Raw genomic sequence first — 20,204 nt, 5'->3', positions numbered from 1 at the left:
AGTTTACCGAATGATCTATGTCCGATATTTACTTTGCCGATTACCGTTTCAATCTGCCTGACATGGCACTATATCAAAATGGCTATCGTGTGCCCCTTAAACCCCGGCAATCCCGCCTGCTTCACCTGTTACTCACCCGTCACAAGGAAATAATCAGTAAAACTCAAATTTTGGATGAAGTCTGGGGTGATACTGTGGTGTCGGAGCAGGTTATTTTTCAGACCATGAGTCAGCTCAGAGCCCTACTTGGCGACAGTGCCATACAAACTTATGCCCGCCTCGGGTATCAATGGCAGTGGCCCATTTCAGATACACCGTTGCAAACAAAACGCTCAAACAAACAGAGTGTTTCGCGCTGGTGGGCAGCGGCATTACTGGTCGTTGGTGCAACCTGTGTTGTGCTGTTTGAGATGAACTCTGTAGATACAAGAGCCGCAGGGCCAGAAATCTCGATACTGACCACCGAACAATCACCCAACCCGAATGATGCTTTTTCGGATATTGCCGCTGAGGCCATTTCCATGTCTCAGCTGTCTCTTGCACAGCACACTGTGACGCAGATGAGCAAGGAGCAGATGTTTGAAACTCCTAAGCGCTTATGGTCACAGTCAGAGGAAGGCAGTACACAGTGGCAGCTGTGGGGCACTGTTTACTCACAGCCAGAGGGGAGCTTTATACATTACGGTGTGACCCGGCCGGGTCGTGTTTGGCAAGGTTATGTTTATTCGGCAAAGCCCGGGGATCTGGCAATGCGCTTTGCTGAGCGCCTGAGCGCGCTTGCACAGTTGGGTGTATTTGCAGATAAATGGACAGGGCAGGACGACCTCGCGCTCCTGACATTGAGCCGCCACGCACCGGATGAGCCTGAAATTATTCTGAAAGCGGGGCGTCACTATATCACACAGGCGCAACCCGATCTGGCGATAACTTACCTGAACCGGCTGATAGAAGAATATACTGATTACCAGTACAAACCTTATATTGCGCTCGCTCACTGGCATAAGGGCAAAATATTCAAAATGCGTGGCCAGCATGCGCTGGCGACATCAAGCCTGGGCCGGATGCGAGATGTGCTGGTCGATACTCAGCTGCCAGCGCTGCAACATACATACGTAACGACCTTGGCCTGGCTGAGTCTGGAGCTGGGCAACTGGGCGCAAATGAATGCCGTGCTCGAAGAGGCAATTGCTCAGGCCAAAATACAAGGTCGAGCATTACAATGGTTCGAGCTTCATATCTTGTATTCTATTTTGGCCAGTAAAACGGGTCAGACAGAAAAACAATATCAGCATCTCAGTCTGGCTCAGTCCGTGCTGATTGGTTATGCGCTGGACAACAGCAATCGGGCCCATGTCTTGTATCTTTTTGCCTTGTTTAGTGACAGCGATACAGATGCTACGTCCTATTTAAAACAGCTTATTGCGCTGCCACGCACGGGCAGAAATTACTGGGTACAGGATGACGCATTGGTGCGTCTGGTTGACTATGCACTGAAGCTGCAAGATTTTAATGAGGCGCATGCTTTGCTTCCCTCAAAGGGACTCACCCCCAGGCAACTGTTGCTTAGGGCTAAAATTCATTTGGCACAGAGTCAGCCTGAGCGTGCCATACCCGTGCTCAAAGAAGCTTTTAAACTGGCACAACAGCACTTTGATGGCCAAAGTGCACTGCAAGCTGCTTTGCAACTCTACCGTTTGCCTGTGAGCAGCATTGAACAAAAGCGCTACTACCTGGCGTTTCTGCGGGCCAATACGGGTGATGACTGGCTGCGCCACCAGCAAATTTCGCAGCGAGAGCTGGCAACGCTTTGACCTTGAGCCCGCTGCGTAAACTTCAAAATCAGCGTATGAGTGTCATGGCGCAGGCGCTGATGTTGGTACGAATTGTAGCCAGTCTATCGCAAACCAATGCTGGCCAAGCGCCCGTATTTCCAACGGGGCGTCGGAGGCAATCAGGGTTGCAGGTACTTTCACTAAATGCATTGCGTTAGACGGTGTGTTCTCTATTTGGGCAACCAGATGGTGCCCTTGCCAGAACTCTATACGAGCTGAGTCATCCGCCCTCAGTTTTACCTGTAATTCGGCGTTTTGTGGTTCGCTGTTGGTAAAACGATAGCTACTCCATGGCACCAGTAACGGCTTATCGCCTGTTGGATAATGAAGCGGATTCTCGCTAAATGCCAGGCTTTGCCCGCGCGACTGCGTTGGAGCAAGAAGGTAGGTGTTATCCTCAGCAAAATAATGCTCAGCTTCAATGCGTTGCCCTACCTTGAATGTTGGGTGCGACCCGGTTGCTATTGGCTGACTGAAGGGGCCCTGGCCTGCTGAAGTTAAGGCCGCGACAGTGTAACTTGCTTGGCCACCGCCTGGGAGCTGATCAACAAACTGGCCGCTTTTCAGGTCGTCGCCAATGCGTTGGAACTTTCGGCTCAGCGCTCCTTGCGGATCTAAGTAGCTGCGGTTAACGGCATATTGAACGGATTGATCTTCAATTTCTTGCCAGCTGATAGTGACACGGTTGTTTTTATCTCGTGAAGCGCGCACGCCTGTGGGCGCTTGCGGGATCTGCTGAAGCCGTTGGTGCGCTTTTCTGGCAAGATGCTGTGCATCAGCGACCGCTTGGGCAAACTGCGAATCAAACGGTGTTTCCTTTGTCCCGGCTGGTTGATCCAATACCAGACGAAACCCTTCAATACTGCCATAAAAATCTGCCGCTATGGTATCTGGGTTGAATACCCCGCGAGTCTGCCAGTGCCAACCTTCACCGGCTACATGATACTGTGCACATTGCTGGGGTTTTTCCTGATCCCAGCTATGACAACTTTGCAGAAGCTCTTTTACATTACCCAGCATATCGTGCAGGCCAAATGCATTGGGACGGTACATCCCAATAACAGTATGATACACGGCGCCGTCGTTGCATCGTGCACTGGACTTGTAGCGGTGCTGATGGTCAATTTGCATCCCAGCCAGGTTGGCCAGGTCCTCGGTATTTTCGTATTTACAGATCTGCGTTTGTTGCCTGTCCCCGCCAAACGGGAGGCGGTTTTTTGTCCCGGCTGATGCTGCAAGTTGCCACTCTTTTTGTGTTGGCAAGCGGTAGGGTTTGCCCGTTTGTTCAGCCAGCCACTGAGTATATGCGAGGGCGCCTGACATGCCGACACAAACGACAGGGCGATAGGGGTTTGCAACTAATTCCGGGTCGTCCCAGTTACCCGGAGAATCAGGGTCTGGCCAGCGAGTTGATGTAAACAGCATGCACTTTTTGGGCACCTGATACTGAGTGGCTGCCACAAAGCGCGAAAATTCTGCAACCGTGACTTCATATTTGCCCATTTGTAAGTCTATTTGTTGTGTCTCATCTTGAATGGCAACCAGCGCTGGCTCTATAGGCGTGCCTGGCACCTGAGCCACTGTCGTACTGAGTAACATTAAACTAACTGGTAAATTCATAATCATCTCCTCTCAAAGTATGCCGCGACACTATCAGCTGGCGAGGAGTGAGGTCTTATTATACTTCTGATAGTGTGGTTGTGAGAAGTTGGATAGATTATATAAGCATTAAAATCAATTAATTAAGTGAAGGTGGAGATAAAATAAAACCTCCCCCATCACTTGCGATGACGGTTGTCTGTGAGCAAATATGTGACTTGGAGATACTCACATCTTTGTCAAGCGTTACGGTTTTATAGTACTGTAGTTAGCCCCAGATAACGCAATCCGGGCGATTGTCTTTAAATGTCCAGCAAGCGTTAATTGAGTTGCAGAAATTGGTTTTTGGGCAGTTAGGCAGTCCGGTTAGCGCGCCGCCACCAACCTGAGGGGTTTGCTGTGGTGCCAGTGTGTTACCTTGCGACAGCGACTTAATTTTCTTCTTGTTTAATGTGAGTTTCATGCTCATTTCCTTTGTAGTGAGAAAAGCCCAGCCGGGCTTAGTCTTATTTCCCCTGACTTGCCGAACATGCGGTAAAAGTCAGAGTCGTTTCAGTCAATCCACTAAGATTAAGCAGGTTGACGCTATTTCTGTTTGTCCGTTGTGCTTGCCTGGGAAGGGGCTTCACGCCAGGAAAACTCGCCATAAAAGGTGGTGCAGTTCATTGTTACCTGCTCGGCATTTGCGAGATAAAGCTGATTGGTATCGGACTGTGGGTAGGTAAAGTAGTCGCTACACTGAGCGCTCTGACCTGGACCTATCACGACCTGGCTACCGGCCTTGAGTGTGCAACGTACCAGCATGTCCAGTGGTGAATATTTGGGGCAAATATTGAGCTCCGTCCGGTACTGTGCAACCAGGCCTGTTGGTTTTTCCAGTGACCACCATTTGCCGAACTTAGAGCCTTCGTAAGTGCTGTTCCAGGCGCGCCAGATAGTAAAGTCACGGGTAACCTTGTAGCTGCGCGCATTACAAAGTCCACCCTGGCCACTGGCAGCAACCACGTCTTCGGGCAGGCTCTGCGCAGGAAGTACTTCCAGGTCCGGGTGTTCAACAACTGTTAACGGGCAACTTGATGTTGCATTGACCTGCGCGGGCGGTGCTGAAGGCGGAGTCTGACTACAGCCGGCGAGTGCGGCCAAGAAGGCGGCAATAACACAGCGAGCCGGGATAAGTTTATTCATTTTGTTAATCTTATTGTTAATTTTTAATCACTATATTGTGTTTTAACTCAGAATAAAAGAGAGGGATTTAGTTGCATCTCATTATTTTGTTTTAGAATAAACATAACGGGTGTATCAGTTTGTGTGAAAACTCACCTGGGCTGGCCATTTGGTTGCCGGACTGGTTTAGAAAAATTCAATTTAGCTGGCTTGTAGAGTTATCAATTAAACACTAGGTTTACTTTTTTAACAAAAAAGGAACTGGTTATGTGTCGCTTAATACTTATCTTACTGGGGCTGACTATCAGCCTCAGTGTTTTTGCCACGGTTTTACCTGCCACGCACCACGCGCTGGTCTATGAGGGCCGGGTACATAAAAACTATCAACAAGGCAGTGTGGAGTTTAACTGGCCCGGAACGGCCATTCATACTCAGCTGGTGGGAAAGTCTATTGCGATCAATCTGCAAGGTTATGGCGACCAATTTGATGTGCTGGTCGATGGTCAGTTGCATCGCAAGATTGTGACCGCGTCGACGGGAGAGGCCGAGCGTTTTGTGTTATTCGAACAGGCCGAGCCGGGCCGTGTGCTTATCGAAGTGGTCAAACGCTGGGAGCATTATCAGTCACGCAGCAAGCTGCTGCATGTTGAGGTTGATGGCCGGTTGGAAGGGGTGTGGGAAACGCAGCCGCATATTCTATTTATTGGCGACTCAATCAGTGCAGGGTTTGGCAGTGAGTCGACCAAACGTCAATGTGACTGGCAGGAAATTGTCGACTCCAGCAATGCCAGGCTGGCGTTTCCGTATATAGCAGCACAACACTTGAACAGCACATTTACGCAGGTGTCGTATTCCGGACTGGGCTTGATCCGTAACTGGAATGGCAACCAGACGCACCATACCTTAGTGGATTATGTTGACCAGCTTTCGGCGCTGTACGGGGATAACCTGGCTTATCAGGAGCGCTTTCCTCAGCTTATTGTACTTGAGTTTGGCACCAACGATTTTAGTACAGATCCGCAACCTCACGAACCCTGGCAAAATATAGAAGAAGTTAAACTGGCCTGGGAAGAGGCCATGGTTGAGTTCGTCCGCTCATTGCGCAGTCGCTATCCCGATGTGGCCATTGTGGTCATGCCTCGCCCGGCGTATCCCTATGATTTTATTATTCCTGCCACCGATACGGCGTTGCGTCAGCTTGCCAGCGAGGGCATAGAAGAGGTGTATGCCAACACCTTTATATCGCCGCTGGAAGGCTGCATTTGGCACCCAACTGCACAGGAGCATCAGCATATAGCCAGCGAACTGGTGGCGTTTATTAAACAGCATAATCTGCTTTAATTGGTGGGCTTTTGGGGCGCAAAAGTCGTTTTTCTTCAATTCTCAGGTTGCGGTTGCGGGTAGTCTGATGGTCATTCACTAGATAACAGGAAATGACCATGAAAAGAGCCAATTATTTACAATGCGCCCCAAAGTTGATGCAACACCTATTCACTCAGGAGCAGTTACTGAATGAAGAAATCACCCGTAATCTGGATATTAAGCTCTGGGAGCTGGTGAAGCTCAGAGCGTCTCAGTTAAACCAGTGTGGCTATTGTATTGCCATGCACAGCCGTCAGGCGATGGAACTGGGCGAATGCCCCAAGCGGATCATTGCACTCAACGCCTGGCGCGACATGTCGGGCTTTACCACTAAGGAGCGATTAGCGCTGGCTTTGTGCGAGCAATTGACAAACGCCCAGCCGATTGAGGATACTTTGTATACACAGTTGTCTGACGTGTTCAGTGATGATGCCCTGGTGACCTTAACGGTAGCCATTAATGCCATCAATGCCTGGAACCGCGTTGTTAAAATGTTTAAACCTGAACCAGATGCATAATGAGTTAACTTTACAGCGCCATCAACCGGATGGCCATACAGGACGATACGTGCAGGCCGTGTGGTTTGCACGTGCTGCGCAAGCGGGTACTCGCTGGTTGCCCTGCGATGGTGCCCAGGGGATCTTGTTTGTGCTCAAAGGCGAGCTGATGCTGGATGGACAAAAGATAGCCGCACCTTTTCATATTCAGGCCCCTGCAAAACAATCTGTAGAGCTAAGTTATAGTGCCGGCGCTGAGTTTGCCGGGATCCGACTGTTCCCGGCAAGGTTTAAAGCGCTACGCGAGGCCGTCTCCCCCTTGCTGGCGCCATCTGGTTTGTCTGAACTGGCTGAGCAGCTCAGGCAAACGCCCAAAATCAGTACGCTTGAGCAGTGGCTCGAGGATTTTTCTGCTTTAGCGCCCGATCCTAGCTACGAGTTGCAACACACGTATCAGCTGATCAATAAACTGATGCAGTTGAACCCGCTTGAGGATGCTTATCGCACTATACCACTGTGTATGCGCCAGTTAGAGCGGCAGGTCAAAGCGCAGTCAGAGCTGACGCCCAAATACCTGGCTCGCATTTATCGGATCCGCAATGCACAACAGCAGCTCAGGGATAACCCTTTGACAAATCTGGCACAATTGGCGCTGGCCTGCGGCTTTTCCGATCAAGCCCACCTCACCCGGGAGTTTAAACAGATTTTGCGGATCACGCCGGGTAAATATGTCCGCCAATTATTTGCCTGAATAGCAATTTTTCTGTTGCCAGCAACACGGATTGGGCGTATATATCGCGCTCGAATTCTATTTTACCGTCAGGTGTGTAATTGGACCTTATATGGGTTTTTTTGCTCATTGTTATGAGCGCTGTGTTTGCTTTGTGCGAAATCTCACTGGCTGCGGCACGTAAAGTTAAATTGCAAAGCAGGCTGGATCTTGGCGATCTCCGTGCCAAAAAAGTGATGTATTTGCAGGCCAATGCACATCAGTTTTTTGCCGCCGTTCAGGTTGTGCTGAACGCGCTGGCCATTGTGGCTGGTATGATTGGCGAGTCGGTATTTACGCCCTACCTCTATCAGGCATCACAAGTGGTTACCGGCCTGTTTGTGGCCGATGTAAGCCAATACCATGCCGTTTTGCTGCAAGTTTCTACCGTACTGTCGTTTTTACTGATCACCGCGATGTTTGTGTTGTTTGCCGACTTGCTGCCCAAACGGGTTGCTATGGTGATCCCCGAATCAATCGCAATGCGCTTTATCAGTCTGATGCTGGCAAGCGTCTGGTTGTTTAAACCTGTGATCTGGTTGTTTAACCTGATGGCAGATGTGATTATCCGTGCATTTAAATTACCCAATCAGCGCGATGAGTTGATCACCCGGGACGACCTGTTTGCGGTGGTTGACCAAAGTGCAGAGCAGGGCGAGCTGGGGGCACATGAGCACAATATTATCGGTAATGTGCTGGATTTAGATCAGACCAGCATTACCCAGGCGATGATCAATCGCGATGCCGTTGAGTGGCTGAATATCCATGATGATGAAAAAGCGCTGGCTAAACAAATTCAAAGCCGCAGTTTTCAGCAGTATTTACTCTGTGATGCTAGCCTGGATCAGGTGATTGCGGCCGTGGAGGCCAAGCAGCTGTTAAGCAATCTGATTGCTGGCCGATCCCTGCTTGATGCCCAGCAGGAGGCTTTTTTACAGCCGGTTATTCTGCTCGATACGCTGAGCTTGTCGGATGCACTGAACGCGCTAAAAGCACATCCTTGCAATACTGCGGTGGTGATCAACGAGTTTGCCACTGTCGTGGGCATGGTAACTTTGTCCAGCATCTTGAACTTTATTGCGCTTAAAGACAGCGAAGCGATAGAGGCCCAGTTTCGGCAAAAAGATGCCTCGCGCTGGCTGGTGCAGGGCGATATGTCGATGAAAGACTTTCAGTTGTCGGTGGTCGAACATGAGTTTATGCCCGTTGACTCAATAGAGACACTTGCGGGATATCTGATCCATCACTGCCGACATTTTCCGCATCAGGGCGAAACGATAGAAATTGAGGGCTTTACCTTTAAAGTGATGGAGATACAGGGCCTGGCCATCAAGCAAATTGAAGTGAGCCGCGGTTAAATTGTGCGCGGATGCCAATCGCGATTAGCATCCGCGATTGGCATCCGCAAACCTCAAGTACACCCCTGTTTTCAAGGTGCACCCTTTGCCAAATCAAAGTATCAAACTGCATACCCGTCGGGCACTGTCACTCGCTTTACAAGCCTGCATCTGTCTTCTAGAGTTTTGAATAACCGTAAATTTTAGCGGAGCCGGCAGATTTGACCTGGCTCCTAATCGAGTTGTCAGTGCAATTATCAACGCCTTCTTTATTGCTTATGGCTGGTGCCGGGGTGGTTGCCTCCGCGCTGGCTTTGGTGTTTTTGTGGCTGGCCAACCGAGACGTTAAAGCCACGTTGTACTGGGCACTGTCGCCAATCTGTCTGGCGCTCTGTATGATCCTGTTTGGCGTGCAAAACGAGCTGCCACTGAATTTACGCTATCTGTTGCCAAACTTGTTCGGTCAGGCCGCTCTAATTCTGGTGCTGATTGGTTGCTACCATGCCTGTGAACAAGCCGTACCGCTGCGCCAAATAGTGTGCTATTACGGGGCATTTTTACTCATCCATTGTATTTTTACTTATGTCGTTTCAAATTACGCGTCGCGACTCATCTTAGGCATGATCACGCTCACCATCACCTCAGGCTGGATCTGGGCTTGTCTGTACCGCTTTGGTCGGCCCCGTTATTCCGTGTCGCTGGTTCTGATCAGTCTGAGCCTGGGGTTTCTCAGCTTTTTTGCCTTAGCTAAGGCGTTTGATGTTTTGTCAGACCCCGCGGTCAGCAGTCTTCAGCAAGATCACACGTTAAAGGCGCAGTTATTTGTGGTTTCCCTGTTTATGAGTCAGCTGGTGTTTAACTTTGCCTTTGCGATTATGACCGGGGAATATCGTAATGCCAAAAACCGTGAAATCCAGCAGCAGTTGATAGAATCGAATCAGGCACTGCAACAGGAAAAGCAGCGCGCCGAGCAGCACTCCAAAATGAAGTCTGAGTTTTTGGCCAATATGAGCCATGAGATCCGCACACCTATCAATGGCGTGATTGGGTGCCTGAATTTATTGCTTAGTCACGACCTGGAAGCACAGCAGAAACAATACGCCAAACTGGCGGATGCCAGCGCCCACTCGTTACTGGGTGTGATCAACGACATTCTGGATTTTTCTAAAATTGAGTCGGGCAAACTGGAGATAAGCCCGGACTCGGTTGACCTCTATGAGCTGGTGGATTCGGTGGCCAAGTCGTTTGCTATCACGTTAGATCAAAAGCAGCTCACATTACTGGTAGATTGCCACGCTCTGAAGCATCGTTTTGTCCGCCTTGATCCGATCAGAACCCGCCAGATCCTCACCAACTTACTGAGTAACGCCGTCAAATTCACCGACTCCGGCACGCTTCAGCTTAATTTGGCCTGTGATGAAGTTGCAGTATCAGCCTCTCGCGAGGCTATCACCATATTACAGTGCGATGTCATTGATTCGGGGATTGGCATTCCACCAGAGGCCAGGCACAAGCTGTTTAGCTCATTCAGTCAATGCGATGCGTCGACAACCCGTAAATATGGCGGCACCGGCCTGGGGCTCGCCATTGCCAAGCAGCTGTGTAAGCTGATGCACGGGGATATTGAGTTAGTTGATAGCACAGAGCCCGGTGCTCACTTTCGCTTTCATTTTCAGGTCGAAGCACAAAAAGGCGGGCTGTGGGGCAGGGACATAGCGCCGAGTGATGCTCGTATTGCGGTGTTATCACAGCACCCCAGGCTGACACAAGTATTGTGCCAGCAGCTCGAAGCGTTGGGGTGTCAGGCGCAGGTGCTGATGTTACCGCTGGCAGGTGAGATAAGCCACGATGTGTTGGTTTTGGATATGACCGAGCCTGCGTATCAGGAGAAACAGCTCGAGGCGCTCAGGGCCTTATCGGGGAGTCGAAAAATACTCGCTATTTGTAATATGCAATGTGAGATACAGCGTGAAACGGTATTTGCTCAGCATCAGATCACTGTGGTTTACCCGCCGGTTACGGCAAAAGATCTGGTGCAAATGTTTTCAGAGCAATGCGGCTCTAAGCTGCCAGAGCCTGCAAAAACTGAATCGCCTTTACGGGGCGTACGCGTGCTACTGGCAGAAGATAACCCAATTAATCAGGTGGTTGCCAGTAAAATGCTGGCAGCCTGGGAAGTGGAGGTACAACTGGCCGAGTCGGGTCAGCAAGCCGTAGACATGCTGAAGGCCATGCCGGAGCATGCCTTGCCCGATTTGGTCCTGATGGATTGTCAGATGCCTGTGATGGATGGTTATGAAGCAACCCGGCATATCCGTAGCAGCCCTGAGCTGGAGGCTTGTCGCGATTTGCCTATTATCGCGCTGACTGCCAACGCCATGCAGGGGGAGCGGACAACTTGCCTGGCCTGCGGTATGAGTGGCTATGTCAGCAAGCCCATTCAGGCCGAGGTGTTACAAGCTGAAATGCTCAAAATGCTGGTGGATAAAGCCGCAGGCCAAACGCAATAGACGCCCGACACATAACTATCAGGTTAGATAGCGCCGCCGCTTTTTACCCATTGTTTGCCTGGTTACTTAGCTCTTTTGGTAAAACTATCGTAAACACCGTGCCTTCACCGGGTTGACTGGACAAGGCGATACTGCCATTTAAACGGCTCTCTACCAGTTTTTTCACTATGTACAGGCCAAGACCACTGCCGCCTGCGCCAACGCGGGTTGTGTAGTACTTATCAAATACTTTACTGGTTTGCTCACACGAAATGCCTTTGCCATTGTCTTTAATGTTCAGCGTGACTTTATCATCCTGATGATCGACCTGAATATCTATGGTGCCTGCTGTTTGCTCTTCAAACGCGTGGATCAGCGCGTTATTGATCAGGTTAATTAGCACCTGAGATAAAGCGCCGGTATCCGATACTATGTGCAAGGTTTGTGGGCAGTTAATGGAAACTGTGTGTGGGGTACGTTTTAATTTAGGGGTCAAAACATACTGGATATTGTGCAAATAGTCGTGCAAGTTACACTCTGAGATGGTGCCACTGAACTCGCCGACTACGATGTTCTTAAAGCTGTCGATCAGGTGCATCACATTATCCATGCTGGAGAGCACAATCTCACAACTTTGGGCGGTGTTATCAATAAAGGTTTGCAGATCCTGTTTTGCCAGCGTTTGCTTTTGCACTTTCTGGGCAAGTTCTTGCTGCTTTTCATTCAGGTGTGACACCGCGGTGCGCACCACACTCAAGGGGGTGCCCAGCTCATGGGTTAGCTCACCAACCAGCTCGCCAATGTGGCTAAAGTGTTGTGAGGTTTCCAGTTGCTGCTCTTTGAGTTTAGAGAGTTTTTCCAGCTCCAGCGTTTTGTCTCTGAGGGTCGAGATCAGCTCGTCGCGCAAATTAATCAGGGCTTGCAGTTGCAGGTGGGTCGATACCCGGGCCAGTAATTCTTCCTGACGGATGGGTTTTGTAACGTAGTCGACCGCGCCCACGCTAAAGGCTTCTACAATGTCGCTTAATTCGCTTTTGCCGGTCACAAAGATAACCGGGACCTCTTTGACCTTACCCAGGGACTTGAGCCGTCGGCAGGTTTCAAAGCCGTCTATGCCAGGCATCATCACATCAAGTAAGATCAGGTGCGGCAGAAAAATGGTGGCAATGTTTATGGCTTCTTTGCCCGATGTGGCAAAGGCCACCTCGTAGCCTTCCGGCTCTAAAAAGTTAGTCAGCAATTCAAGGTTTTCAGCCTTGTCATCAACAATTAAAATTCTGCAATTGTTCAGTGAAACCGGATCGTCATCCATCTTGCACCTCGTCGAGCGCTGCAATAAAGCCTGTCATGTCAAACCTACTTATAAATTTAGCCAAGTATTGGGTAAGCTGCCTGTTATTTGGCTGCTGAGCGTCAATTTCTTTCAGGGTTTGCTTAATGCGCGAGCTGTTATTCACCTGAGCAAAGCGTATTAGTTGTGCTTTTTGCTCAGCGGGCAGCGAATAGTCGGCCAATATGAGCTCAGCAGCAGGCTCATCGCCCGATACTTCGGCGCCTTCCAGCTCGGTGTGCTCAAAATGGTCGGGGAAAAACGACAGCAGGGAGTCAAAGATCTGCGCTATGGTGTAGGGCTTGCCAATAAACTGGTCAAAGCCAATGCTCAGGTAATGTTGTACCTCGTGGTGCAGGCTGAATGCCGAAATGGCTACACACTTTAGCTCCGACAGGCCAAGCTCTTTACGAATAATCACAACGGCTTCATCGCCGCGCATAACGGGCATGAGTAAATCCAAAAATACAATGTCAAAGCTGTTTTGCTGGATCACCTCAATGGCCTGTTTGCCATCTTCTGCGTAGTCTACCTCAATACCACATGCGGCCAGTGTCTGGCCCAGTATTTCCCGGTTATAAGCAACATCGTCAACACATAGCGCGCGCAGTTGCTTGTCGCTGCGTACTTTCAGCTGTTGTAATGTCTGGCGCTGATTGCTGTTTGCCTCAACCTCGGCTTCGGGCAGTGGCAAAGTAAAACAAAAAGTGCTGCCTTTGCCAGGCTCCGACTGCACATTCAGTTTGCCGCCCATCATTTCAACTTGCTTGGATGAAATACACAAACCCAGCCCGGTGCCGCCTTTTTCGACCCCGGCGCTGCCCTGGGTAAAGCTGTTAAACAGATTTTCGAGATCTTCCGGTAAAATGCCGGGCCCGGTGTCTTGCACCTCAAAGCGGTGTAAGCCGGGGGAGGGCTGTGAATAGCTCAGCGTAATGGTGCCCTTGTCTGTAAACTTCACGGCATTGCCAAGTAAATTGATAAGCACCTGACGCAGTTTACCCTGATCGCCATGCACCCCGGTTGGTGCTTTGAGCGCGCTGTTTAATTGCCAGGTAAGTTGCTTTTGCTCGCACTTGAGTTTGAACATACTGCCCAGGTCTTCAAGCAGTCCATTGAGCTCAAAATCGACCGGGTTCAGTTTGCTTGAACCGGCCTCGATTTTTGAAATATCCAGCACATCATTGATGATATCCAGCAGGTGGTTTCCGGCTCGGATAATTTTATTCATGGTGGTTTTGTGGCCTGAGTTCAAACCGCTGTCGCGCTCCAGCAGCTGGGCAAAGCCAAGCACAGCATTCAGCGGCGTGCGTATTTCGTGGCTCATATTCGATAAAAACATGCTTTTAGCCAGGTTGGCTTGCTCGGCCCGTTCTCTGGCGGCCTGTAGCTCTGCGGTGCGCTCTGCCACCTGGCTTTCGAGTGCAATATTGTTATTACTGAGGCGCTCCTGCAGCTGAGTATTGCGCCAGGCAATGCCTAAGTTATGGGCCAGGTTTAACAGCAGTTGCGCCTCTTGCTCTTCTATTGGGTTGGCGTAACAGGCAATTGCAAAAACCGGGGTGCCGTCGCTTTTATCGCCCAGAAACAGCATGGCGTAGTTATCCAGCACCACACTGCGCTCTGCGTGGGCACGCTCGTGCGCGTTATACTGAGCTATAAATTGTGTCTGGATGGGGGCCGGGATATCTAAACTAACCGCTTCTTGTGGCAGGATCTGCTCAAAGTGCTCGCTGTCGCGCTCAAGTGAGACGATAAAAACGCTCATTGGCGCCGGTTCAAACTGCTGACTTAACGGCAGCGTTTCTGTCAGGCTCTGAAACACCCTGAGTTCAAATTCAACCAGCTCGGAGTCGCTCAGCAAAGCGTTGGTGCAGGTGATGATTTTGTCTAACCCGGACTGCACTTGCTGGGTTTTATCCAGATGCTGGTAGGTGCGCAGCGCAACCAGTACTGAGGCTTTTAGTTTACTGCTGGTCAGCTCCGTTTTGGTTTTGTAGTCGTTAACATCGTATTCCCGGGTAATGTCGGACTCCGGCGCCATACCCGGCTGGCCGGTGCGTAATATGATCCGTACCTTATGATTTTGCGCCTCTTCACGCACGTATTTCGCAAAGTCCAGGCCTGCTTCGGCGGTTTCCATGACAACATCAAGTAAAATCAGCGCAATATCGTCGTGTTCAGCCAGCACTTGTTGTGCCTGAGTGCCACTGTAGGCATTCAAAAAGGTCACGCCGCGGCCATCCAGCTCCATTTGTTCCAGTACCAGCCTGGAAATTTGGTGGATGTCTTCTTCATCATCAACCAACAGAATTTTCCAGGGGGGCAGAGTGGGTGACTCATCGGGCTCATCATCAGAGCCAAACAGGAGCGCGTCATCGTCGAACATAGTGCATCTCACTTCACGTACTGAACTTACAGTGTAGTGAATGATCAATAAAAACGACCACTGATTGGCGCATTTATCAGGGCCGTGGCACCCTGAATGCAAGCATTTGGAGGCTTACAAAAGCGGCTAGGGCAGCGAGGCTTCCATAGGCTGATAAACCAGGCCGCCAGACTCGGCAATCTCTCCGGCGAGCTCAAAACCATACTTTTGATAAGCCCCCACCGATGGCAGCGAAGCCGAAACCGTAACGCTCTGCTCCGTGGCCAGCTCAAATGCGGCATTAATAAGCGCTTTGCCAACGCCCTGATGTTGCTGAGCAGGAGTAACAAACAACATGGCAATATGACGACCCGCCTTTAGCTCAAGCATACCAACAGGCTTGCCTGCATTTTCAGCCACCAAAACTTGATTATCCTCCGCCAGCCGCGCCGCAATCGCAGCAGGAGCGGCAATAGCCTTAAAAGTATCCCGACCAGCTGCTGGCAAGGTATCGGCCAGGGCACTATCAAATGATGCCATACAAATCTGGCTGAGAATCTCTAAATCCTTTTGTTCTGCGGGTCTTACGTGCATGTTATTCCTTGTTTTAGGTGGTGGAGTTTATCGGTGTAATGATGGTTTGTTTGGTCAGTGGTGCTCGGTGTGGTCGCCAGTTCGGCTGATTCTGAGGTGTATATTAACACCGCTATTCAGGTGGTTGGATTTGGTATGGCACTACAGGGTCACTTTTCACCTAGTTTTAGAACGGCATTGTTGATTCATCCATGAAGCGCCAACCTGTTCGGCCATCCAGGGCCTCACCTTCGAGCCTGAAAAAGCGGTGCTTTTTCCGGGCGGCTCTCAGCCTCTAAAGTCGGGGTCATTTCAACAAACAGTTCGACAACGGCATCGTTGATTCATCCATGAAGCGCTAAGTAGTGCGTTCGCCAGAATCGGCCGTCCAGGGCCTGTTTTACTATTTTGCTTTTACTGCAAAATACCAAAACTGGCTTACGGCGTCCTGCCTCCAGTGTTCAAATCATGCAAAAAGCGGTGCTTTTTAAAACGCATGATTTTCACTCATCGAGCCTGAAAAAGCGATGCTTTTTCCGGGCGGCTCTCAGCCTCTAAAGTCGGGGCCACCGGTACCCAAGACAGAGCAATTGCCCTTAAAACCAACCGTCTCAATCCCCTCTAAAGTCGGGGCAACCGGTACGAAAAAGATTGTTACATGTTTTGCACGGGTTTGTCTCAATCCCCTCTAAAGTCGGGGCTTCCGGTACTATTTGCTCTTATAATAGTCATTATAGTTTCTACTCGTCTCAATCCCCTCTAAAGTCGGGGTCACTGGTACGAAAGGGAATTCTCCATAGGAGAGCATACTGTGTCGTCTCAATCCCCTCTAAAGTCGGGGTCACTGGTACTATAGCGGATCGAGGCCGCGTCGTACAAGGGCTGTAGGGGGTAAAAATGTCGATGTCCTGTCGGCTGTTCCCAAAACGGCTGACTTACTGACATTTTAACCCTTCTTAAACCAGTAAAAGGTATAAAATTCAACGGCATGCAATCTAAGCTACTGACAAAGTGCGATTTTGACTTTGGCGGTGTGTCGTAACATATTGATTTATTTGTATAAATAAAAAGATATACCACTTGCTATGTAAAAATACACTTTTGCACAGCATATTGATTGGAAATGGAGTTTTAGGCTGGTTTCACAAAAAAGTGCGAGGTCTGAACGCAAGGGTTTTCACACGATGACCCCTCTCACTATAAAATATTTAATAAAATGCTCTTGCAGACACAAAACGAACTCTTTTCTCTTGTTAGCAATATGTTTTTATTGTTAAATTCCGCTATCCATCCTACAGGGAGATAGCTATAGGAATGAAAAACAATAACGCATCAAGGACAAGAAAAGTTGAGAACTTTAGGCTCCAGGTTCAGCGTTCTATCCGTCTAATAAGGCAAGAGCTAGGGCTGTCCCAGGAAGAGCTGGCCAGGAAGCTTGGTATAAACCAAGCCACGATCTCGAATTATGAATCAGGAAAAACTGAGATGACTATTTCTCAAATGTTTGAATTTTACCTTGTCTGTGGCAAAGATCTATCGATAAGTAACATAAAAAACATACTCTCAGACGACAGCAAAGACCTTACACCAGAAAACAAAGATTCAGGAGAATAATAAATGGACTATTTATATATAATTGTAGACTACTCGCCAATCTTCGTTATTTTGTATGGTCTTTACATGACTTGGCGGTTTGAAACCGCTAGGTGGTTCTTGCTTACACTAGGGTGTGTTGAACTCGTTGACGAATTGTTAATAAGCGTTGCGTTGAATTGGCAAGTACATTACTATGCTTATGCGGCGGCGATGAACTTAGCTTTCCTCTTGCCAATCATGTACAGACAGAAGATTGCTTATTGGCTTTACGAACGCTCAGGCCATGATTTTTTTAATAATGTTGTAAACAAACACTATATTTCTTTGCAAGAGCTTTCTGTATTGCTGGTCCTTGCCGCTGTAGCAACAATCAATGTTGTAACTTGGTGCGAAGTTTTGCTGTACAAATACAAGTTTGTTTCTAACGCGCCAATTAAGCTATACGTGCGAGACAATACAGTGGCCATTTTGCATTTGCTGTACATAGCCGCTCTGGTCAGGTACGTATTGAAAGCCGAATTCAGAGAAGGATGTTTAACCAATGAGAAAGAAATTACTCCCTGAAAAGTTGCTGTCAAAAGTGGTTGGTGGTGCCGGTGGCGGGTCACAATCACCATCTCTACCAACTGTGGCACAGTTTGCTCCGACGATTACGAGACCAACTCAACAGCCATAACTAGCTGTTTCTTTAACCGAAATCGCTTGTCCTTGCCGCTGTAGAAATAATCAATCTTGTAACCTGGTGCGAAGTTTTTCTGTACAAGTTTGTTTCTAACGCGCCAATTAAGCTTTACGTGCGAGACAATACAGTGGCCATTTTGCACTTGTTGTACATAGTTGCTCTGGTCAGGTACGTATTGAAAGCCGAATTCAGAGAAGGATGTTTAACCAATGAGAAAGAAATTACGCCCTGAAAAAGTGTTAGCTAAAATAGTAGGTGGTGTTGGTGGAGGAGCAAGCTCGCCATCGCTGCCAGCTGTGGCCCACTTTGCCCCGACGATTACAAGACCAACTCAACAGCCATAACGGACTGTTTCTTTGACCGAAATTTGATCATACCTGCATGCATGGGCAAATTTCGGTTACAACTTAAAAAGTAACACAAAGATCCCAACCTCTGAATTTCAAATTCAAGTGGTCAATATTGCTATGGCGCTACATCCTTATCTTTGGAACTGATTACGAACAAAGACGGTGTATGTTTGGCGCACAAGCTTTGCGCTGAGTGTCTTTTGACTTACTTAATAAAGTGGAGGGTAGCACGCGTTGTCGTTAAGTCGTGTGTGAAATCAACTGAATAAATCAGAGGTATTACAATGCGTGCGTCCCATTGTATCAACTACCGTAAGGGGATTTCAATTCCTTTTTCGTTAATAACCTTTCAATAGATTCAGAAGACGAAATATCCCAATCAATAAACCAGTTTTGCTTTGAAATCTGATCTACTATTTCATCAATATCACCTTCATTAAGTTTGCATATTCTGGATAATGCTCTATCAGCTATTTGGGCTTTCATCTTACGAGTCAAATATGGGCATGATAATGAGTCAAAGAAAATATGGATAAGTTCAGAATCATTTTTAACTGTAAAGTATTCTCTGTTGAACTTTTCTAAAATACAGTTGACAACCTTTGTTCTAGTTGAAGAGTACGCCCTCTTGTCCTGAACATAAAATAAGCTAGTCATTAGGCTAAAGTAATTGGTCTTATCCTTAATATCTAAATTTACAATCGTTTCTAGAACGTCTTTAGATAATTGATAGCTAATATCAATATCTCTTATTGCGATTAGCAAGTTCAAGCACTCAATGTCTCTCATTGTATTTTTATTTATGGATGATTTTATAGCAAGGTAAGATTCGTCATATATTTTTTTCTTAATTATTTCAGAATTATATTTCCCTAGAGAGTTGGCGATTTTATTGATAATGATTATTATCTGAGAAATTAGGTACGTGCTCCTAACCCTGAAGTCCATAGAATAAACAAAGAAAGAAAGCTCTATTATAATCAGTAGAAAGTTTGTCATTCTTTCGCATTGATTTTTATCATCTTTGAAATCTGAAATATGTTCTTCTATTTCAGATACCTTAACCCTAGCGAGAGTAAAGTAGTAGCCAGTGATACTTGAATACGAAATTCCATTGTTAAATACAATGCATTTGATATCCGTTATCAATTGGTTTGATATTTGATAGTATCTATTCATGGGGCTGATAACTCCCATGATCTTTTTTTCTTTATCTATACGGTCGAATTTATTAAATATGTTCTGTATTAGGTGTTTGTATTGTTGTTTGGCGATGGTTACGCCTGTAATGAAAGGGACACCAAAAGATTGGTTTTTTGACTCATTGCAATATAGTTTGTAATTCTCTAACTCTTCCGTTATGGTTCTATATACTAATTGTCGGACATGCTCATTATTGTGAAATAAAAAGTAATCATCCACATACCTTTTAACAACATAATCTTTATTTTCAAATAGTTTGTGCTCGATTTCCAGTTTGTTTTTTACTTCACAATCTATAGATTGCAATAGAATCTCAGAAAAAATCCTGGAAAACTCTGGTCCAACAACAATACCATGGTGCTCGCCAAGGTTTGCATCTGTCATTAAGCGCTCAAACAAGTTTTCAAAACTATGGTGATTTTTTGATTTGATATAACTTTCTAATTCTCGAATGGATTTTGAAAGCTGAAATGTAGATATTGAGGGGAAGCATTTAGCGATATCAAACTTGAACAACTTATTAAACTTTTTCTCAATCCTGTGGAATTGGTAAGAGTCATAGAATTTATATAGAAAGCCAACATCTTTGTATTCAAAGAAAGTGCTAGCATAAACGGGATCAATATCCCCATCAATTGCTGCGCCTTCGTCTTTAAACTTTTCAGAGGGGTCAAAATCTGAAGAATCAGTTTTAGCATAGTATGAATCAGCTATCTTTGAGGGGTACCTAAGAGAAAAGCTACTTCTGTTACACAAGTGTGTAATCAATTGATTGTAATCTCTATATAGGTTACAAACTTTGAGCTGTATGGCTGGATGAGGAAGATACAAAGTTCTCTCAGAGTTAGAGTCCTTTGTTATTTTATACATCAAAGGTCGTGTTTCAGAGTTATTTTTAAATAAAATGTCATGTAGTATATGATTAGCGCTGAATGTTCGAGACTTTACTGAAATCTTGTAGAATCCTTCATTTGTTAAGATAAACGGTACTTCATAAGGAAGTACGTCGGTTAGTAAAACTCTATGGAAGTCTCTTTGTACTGGTCAAGTCCA

At 47.5% G+C, this 20,204-nt stretch carries 14 protein-coding genes and 1 pseudogene; 8 read left to right on the top strand and 7 right to left on the bottom strand.

The features are described from left to right. Nucleotides 1-17: 17 nt before the first annotated feature. Nucleotides 18-1,811 carry a winged helix-turn-helix domain-containing protein gene (locus tag C3B51_RS14055; protein ID WP_130245441.1) on the top strand — a complete coding sequence of 598 codons (1,794 nt, stop codon included), beginning with the start codon at nucleotides 18-20 and terminating at the stop codon, nucleotides 1,809-1,811. Nucleotides 1,812-1,853: 42 nt separating this feature from the next. Here the strand turns inward: C3B51_RS14055 and C3B51_RS14050 are convergent, their stop codons facing one another. The 3 genes from C3B51_RS14050 to C3B51_RS14040 form a co-directional block, all read right to left on the bottom strand. Further along, nucleotides 1,854-3,452 carry a formylglycine-generating enzyme family protein gene (locus tag C3B51_RS14050; RefSeq protein WP_165389159.1) on the bottom strand — a complete coding sequence of 533 codons (1,599 nt, stop codon included), beginning with the start codon at nucleotides 3,450-3,452 and terminating at the stop codon, nucleotides 1,854-1,856. A 247-nt stretch (nucleotides 3,453-3,699) separates the two neighbouring features. Beyond that, entirely contained in the window at nucleotides 3,700-3,894 is a 195-nt protein-coding gene (locus C3B51_RS14045) for a hypothetical protein (protein WP_046006057.1), read from the bottom strand. Between the two features lie 122 nt (nucleotides 3,895-4,016). Next, the gene (locus tag C3B51_RS14040) at nucleotides 4,017-4,616 is read right to left on the bottom strand and encodes a hypothetical protein (RefSeq protein WP_130245439.1); all 600 of its coding nucleotides are present in this window, start codon (nucleotides 4,614-4,616) and stop codon (nucleotides 4,017-4,019) included. A 246-nt stretch (nucleotides 4,617-4,862) separates the two neighbouring features. Between C3B51_RS14040 and C3B51_RS14035 the strand changes: the two genes are divergently transcribed. The 5 genes from C3B51_RS14035 to C3B51_RS14015 all read left to right on the top strand — a co-directional run bounded on the left by C3B51_RS14035 (nucleotide 4,863) and on the right by C3B51_RS14015 (nucleotide 11,070). Beyond that, nucleotides 4,863-5,936 carry an SGNH/GDSL hydrolase family protein gene (locus C3B51_RS14035; protein WP_130245438.1) on the top strand — a complete coding sequence of 358 codons (1,074 nt, stop codon included), beginning with the start codon at nucleotides 4,863-4,865 and terminating at the stop codon, nucleotides 5,934-5,936. A gap of 98 nt (nucleotides 5,937-6,034) precedes the next feature. Continuing rightward, nucleotides 6,035-6,475 carry a carboxymuconolactone decarboxylase family protein gene (locus tag C3B51_RS14030; protein WP_130245437.1) on the top strand — a complete coding sequence of 147 codons (441 nt, stop codon included), beginning with the start codon at nucleotides 6,035-6,037 and terminating at the stop codon, nucleotides 6,473-6,475. Continuing rightward, the gene (locus C3B51_RS14025; RefSeq protein WP_165389158.1) at nucleotides 6,468-7,205 is read left to right on the top strand and encodes an AraC family transcriptional regulator; all 738 of its coding nucleotides are present in this window, start codon (nucleotides 6,468-6,470) and stop codon (nucleotides 7,203-7,205) included. The genes C3B51_RS14030 and C3B51_RS14025 overlap by 8 nt, the downstream gene beginning before the upstream one ends. Before the next feature lie 80 nt (nucleotides 7,206-7,285). Next, nucleotides 7,286-8,581, top strand: coding sequence for a hemolysin family protein (locus C3B51_RS14020; RefSeq protein WP_130245435.1), 1,296 nt, complete (start codon nucleotides 7,286-7,288; stop codon nucleotides 8,579-8,581). Between the two features lie 227 nt (nucleotides 8,582-8,808). After that, nucleotides 8,809-11,070: an ATP-binding protein gene (locus C3B51_RS14015; RefSeq protein WP_130245434.1), complete on the top strand. Its 2,262-nt coding sequence runs from the start codon at nucleotides 8,809-8,811 to the stop codon at nucleotides 11,068-11,070. Between the two features lie 43 nt (nucleotides 11,071-11,113). Here the strand turns inward: C3B51_RS14015 and C3B51_RS14010 are convergent, their stop codons facing one another. The 3 genes from C3B51_RS14010 to C3B51_RS14000 all read right to left on the bottom strand — a co-directional run bounded on the left by C3B51_RS14010 (nucleotide 11,114) and on the right by C3B51_RS14000 (nucleotide 15,341). After that, nucleotides 11,114-12,361 carry a sensor histidine kinase gene (locus C3B51_RS14010; protein ID WP_130245433.1) on the bottom strand — a complete coding sequence of 416 codons (1,248 nt, stop codon included), beginning with the start codon at nucleotides 12,359-12,361 and terminating at the stop codon, nucleotides 11,114-11,116. Then, nucleotides 12,354-14,768, bottom strand: a complete 2,415-nt coding sequence (locus C3B51_RS14005; RefSeq protein ID WP_130245432.1) for an ATP-binding protein — start codon at nucleotides 14,766-14,768, stop codon at nucleotides 12,354-12,356. The genes C3B51_RS14010 and C3B51_RS14005 overlap by 8 nt, the downstream gene beginning before the upstream one ends. A gap of 126 nt (nucleotides 14,769-14,894) precedes the next feature. After that, a complete protein-coding gene (locus C3B51_RS14000) occupies nucleotides 14,895-15,341 on the bottom strand; it encodes a GNAT family N-acetyltransferase (protein ID WP_130245431.1) in 447 nt (148 codons plus the stop codon). Nucleotides 15,342-16,634: 1,293 nt separating this feature from the next. On the opposite strand from C3B51_RS14000, the gene C3B51_RS13995 reads away from it, so the two are divergent. Together C3B51_RS13995 and C3B51_RS13990 are read left to right on the top strand one after the other, a co-directional pair. Beyond that, nucleotides 16,635-16,934, top strand: a complete 300-nt coding sequence (locus tag C3B51_RS13995) for a helix-turn-helix transcriptional regulator (protein ID WP_130245430.1) — start codon at nucleotides 16,635-16,637, stop codon at nucleotides 16,932-16,934. A gap of 3 nt (nucleotides 16,935-16,937) precedes the next feature. After that, the gene (locus tag C3B51_RS13990; RefSeq protein ID WP_130245429.1) at nucleotides 16,938-17,480 is read left to right on the top strand and encodes a hypothetical protein; all 543 of its coding nucleotides are present in this window, start codon (nucleotides 16,938-16,940) and stop codon (nucleotides 17,478-17,480) included. Between the two features lie 771 nt (nucleotides 17,481-18,251). On the opposite strand, the pseudogene drt3b reads toward C3B51_RS13990, so the two are convergent. After that, a pseudogene (gene drt3b, locus C3B51_RS13985) lies at nucleotides 18,252-20,162 on the bottom strand (antiviral reverse transcriptase Drt3b); the annotation flags it as partial. Nucleotides 20,163-20,204 lie beyond the last annotated feature (42 nt).

It is taken from the genome of Pseudoalteromonas rubra (assembly GCF_004212645.1).
In the GTDB taxonomy this organism is placed as follows: Bacteria; Pseudomonadota; Gammaproteobacteria; order Enterobacterales; family Alteromonadaceae; genus Pseudoalteromonas; species Pseudoalteromonas rubra_G.
The sequence above is the reverse complement of the archived record's forward strand: the minus strand, read 5'-3'. Positions and strand labels throughout refer to the sequence as shown.

Bases quoted from the DNA above. Each gene is read 5' to 3' on its own strand.
- C3B51_RS14055 (WP_130245441.1), top strand. From the start codon at position 18: ATGTCCGATATTTACTTTGCCGATTACCGTTTCAATCTGCCTGACATG.
- C3B51_RS14050 (WP_165389159.1), bottom strand. From the start codon at position 3,452: ATGAATTTACCAGTTAGTTTAATGTTACTCAGTACGACAGTGGCTCAG.
- C3B51_RS14045 (WP_046006057.1), bottom strand. From the start codon at position 3,894: ATGAAACTCACATTAAACAAGAAGAAAATTAAGTCGCTGTCGCAAGGT.
- C3B51_RS14040 (WP_130245439.1), bottom strand. From the start codon at position 4,616: ATGAATAAACTTATCCCGGCTCGCTGTGTTATTGCCGCCTTCTTGGCC.
- C3B51_RS14035 (WP_130245438.1), top strand. From the start codon at position 4,863: ATGTGTCGCTTAATACTTATCTTACTGGGGCTGACTATCAGCCTCAGT.
- C3B51_RS14030 (WP_130245437.1), top strand. From the start codon at position 6,035: ATGAAAAGAGCCAATTATTTACAATGCGCCCCAAAGTTGATGCAACAC.
- C3B51_RS14025 (WP_165389158.1), top strand. From the start codon at position 6,468: ATGCATAATGAGTTAACTTTACAGCGCCATCAACCGGATGGCCATACA.
- C3B51_RS14010 (WP_130245433.1), bottom strand. From the start codon at position 12,361: ATGGATGACGATCCGGTTTCACTGAACAATTGCAGAATTTTAATTGTT.
- C3B51_RS14005 (WP_130245432.1), bottom strand. From the start codon at position 14,768: ATGTTCGACGATGACGCGCTCCTGTTTGGCTCTGATGATGAGCCCGAT.
- C3B51_RS14000 (WP_130245431.1), bottom strand. From the start codon at position 15,341: ATGCACGTAAGACCCGCAGAACAAAAGGATTTAGAGATTCTCAGCCAG.
- C3B51_RS13995 (WP_130245430.1), top strand. From the start codon at position 16,635: ATGAAAAACAATAACGCATCAAGGACAAGAAAAGTTGAGAACTTTAGG.
- C3B51_RS13990 (WP_130245429.1), top strand. From the start codon at position 16,938: ATGGACTATTTATATATAATTGTAGACTACTCGCCAATCTTCGTTATT.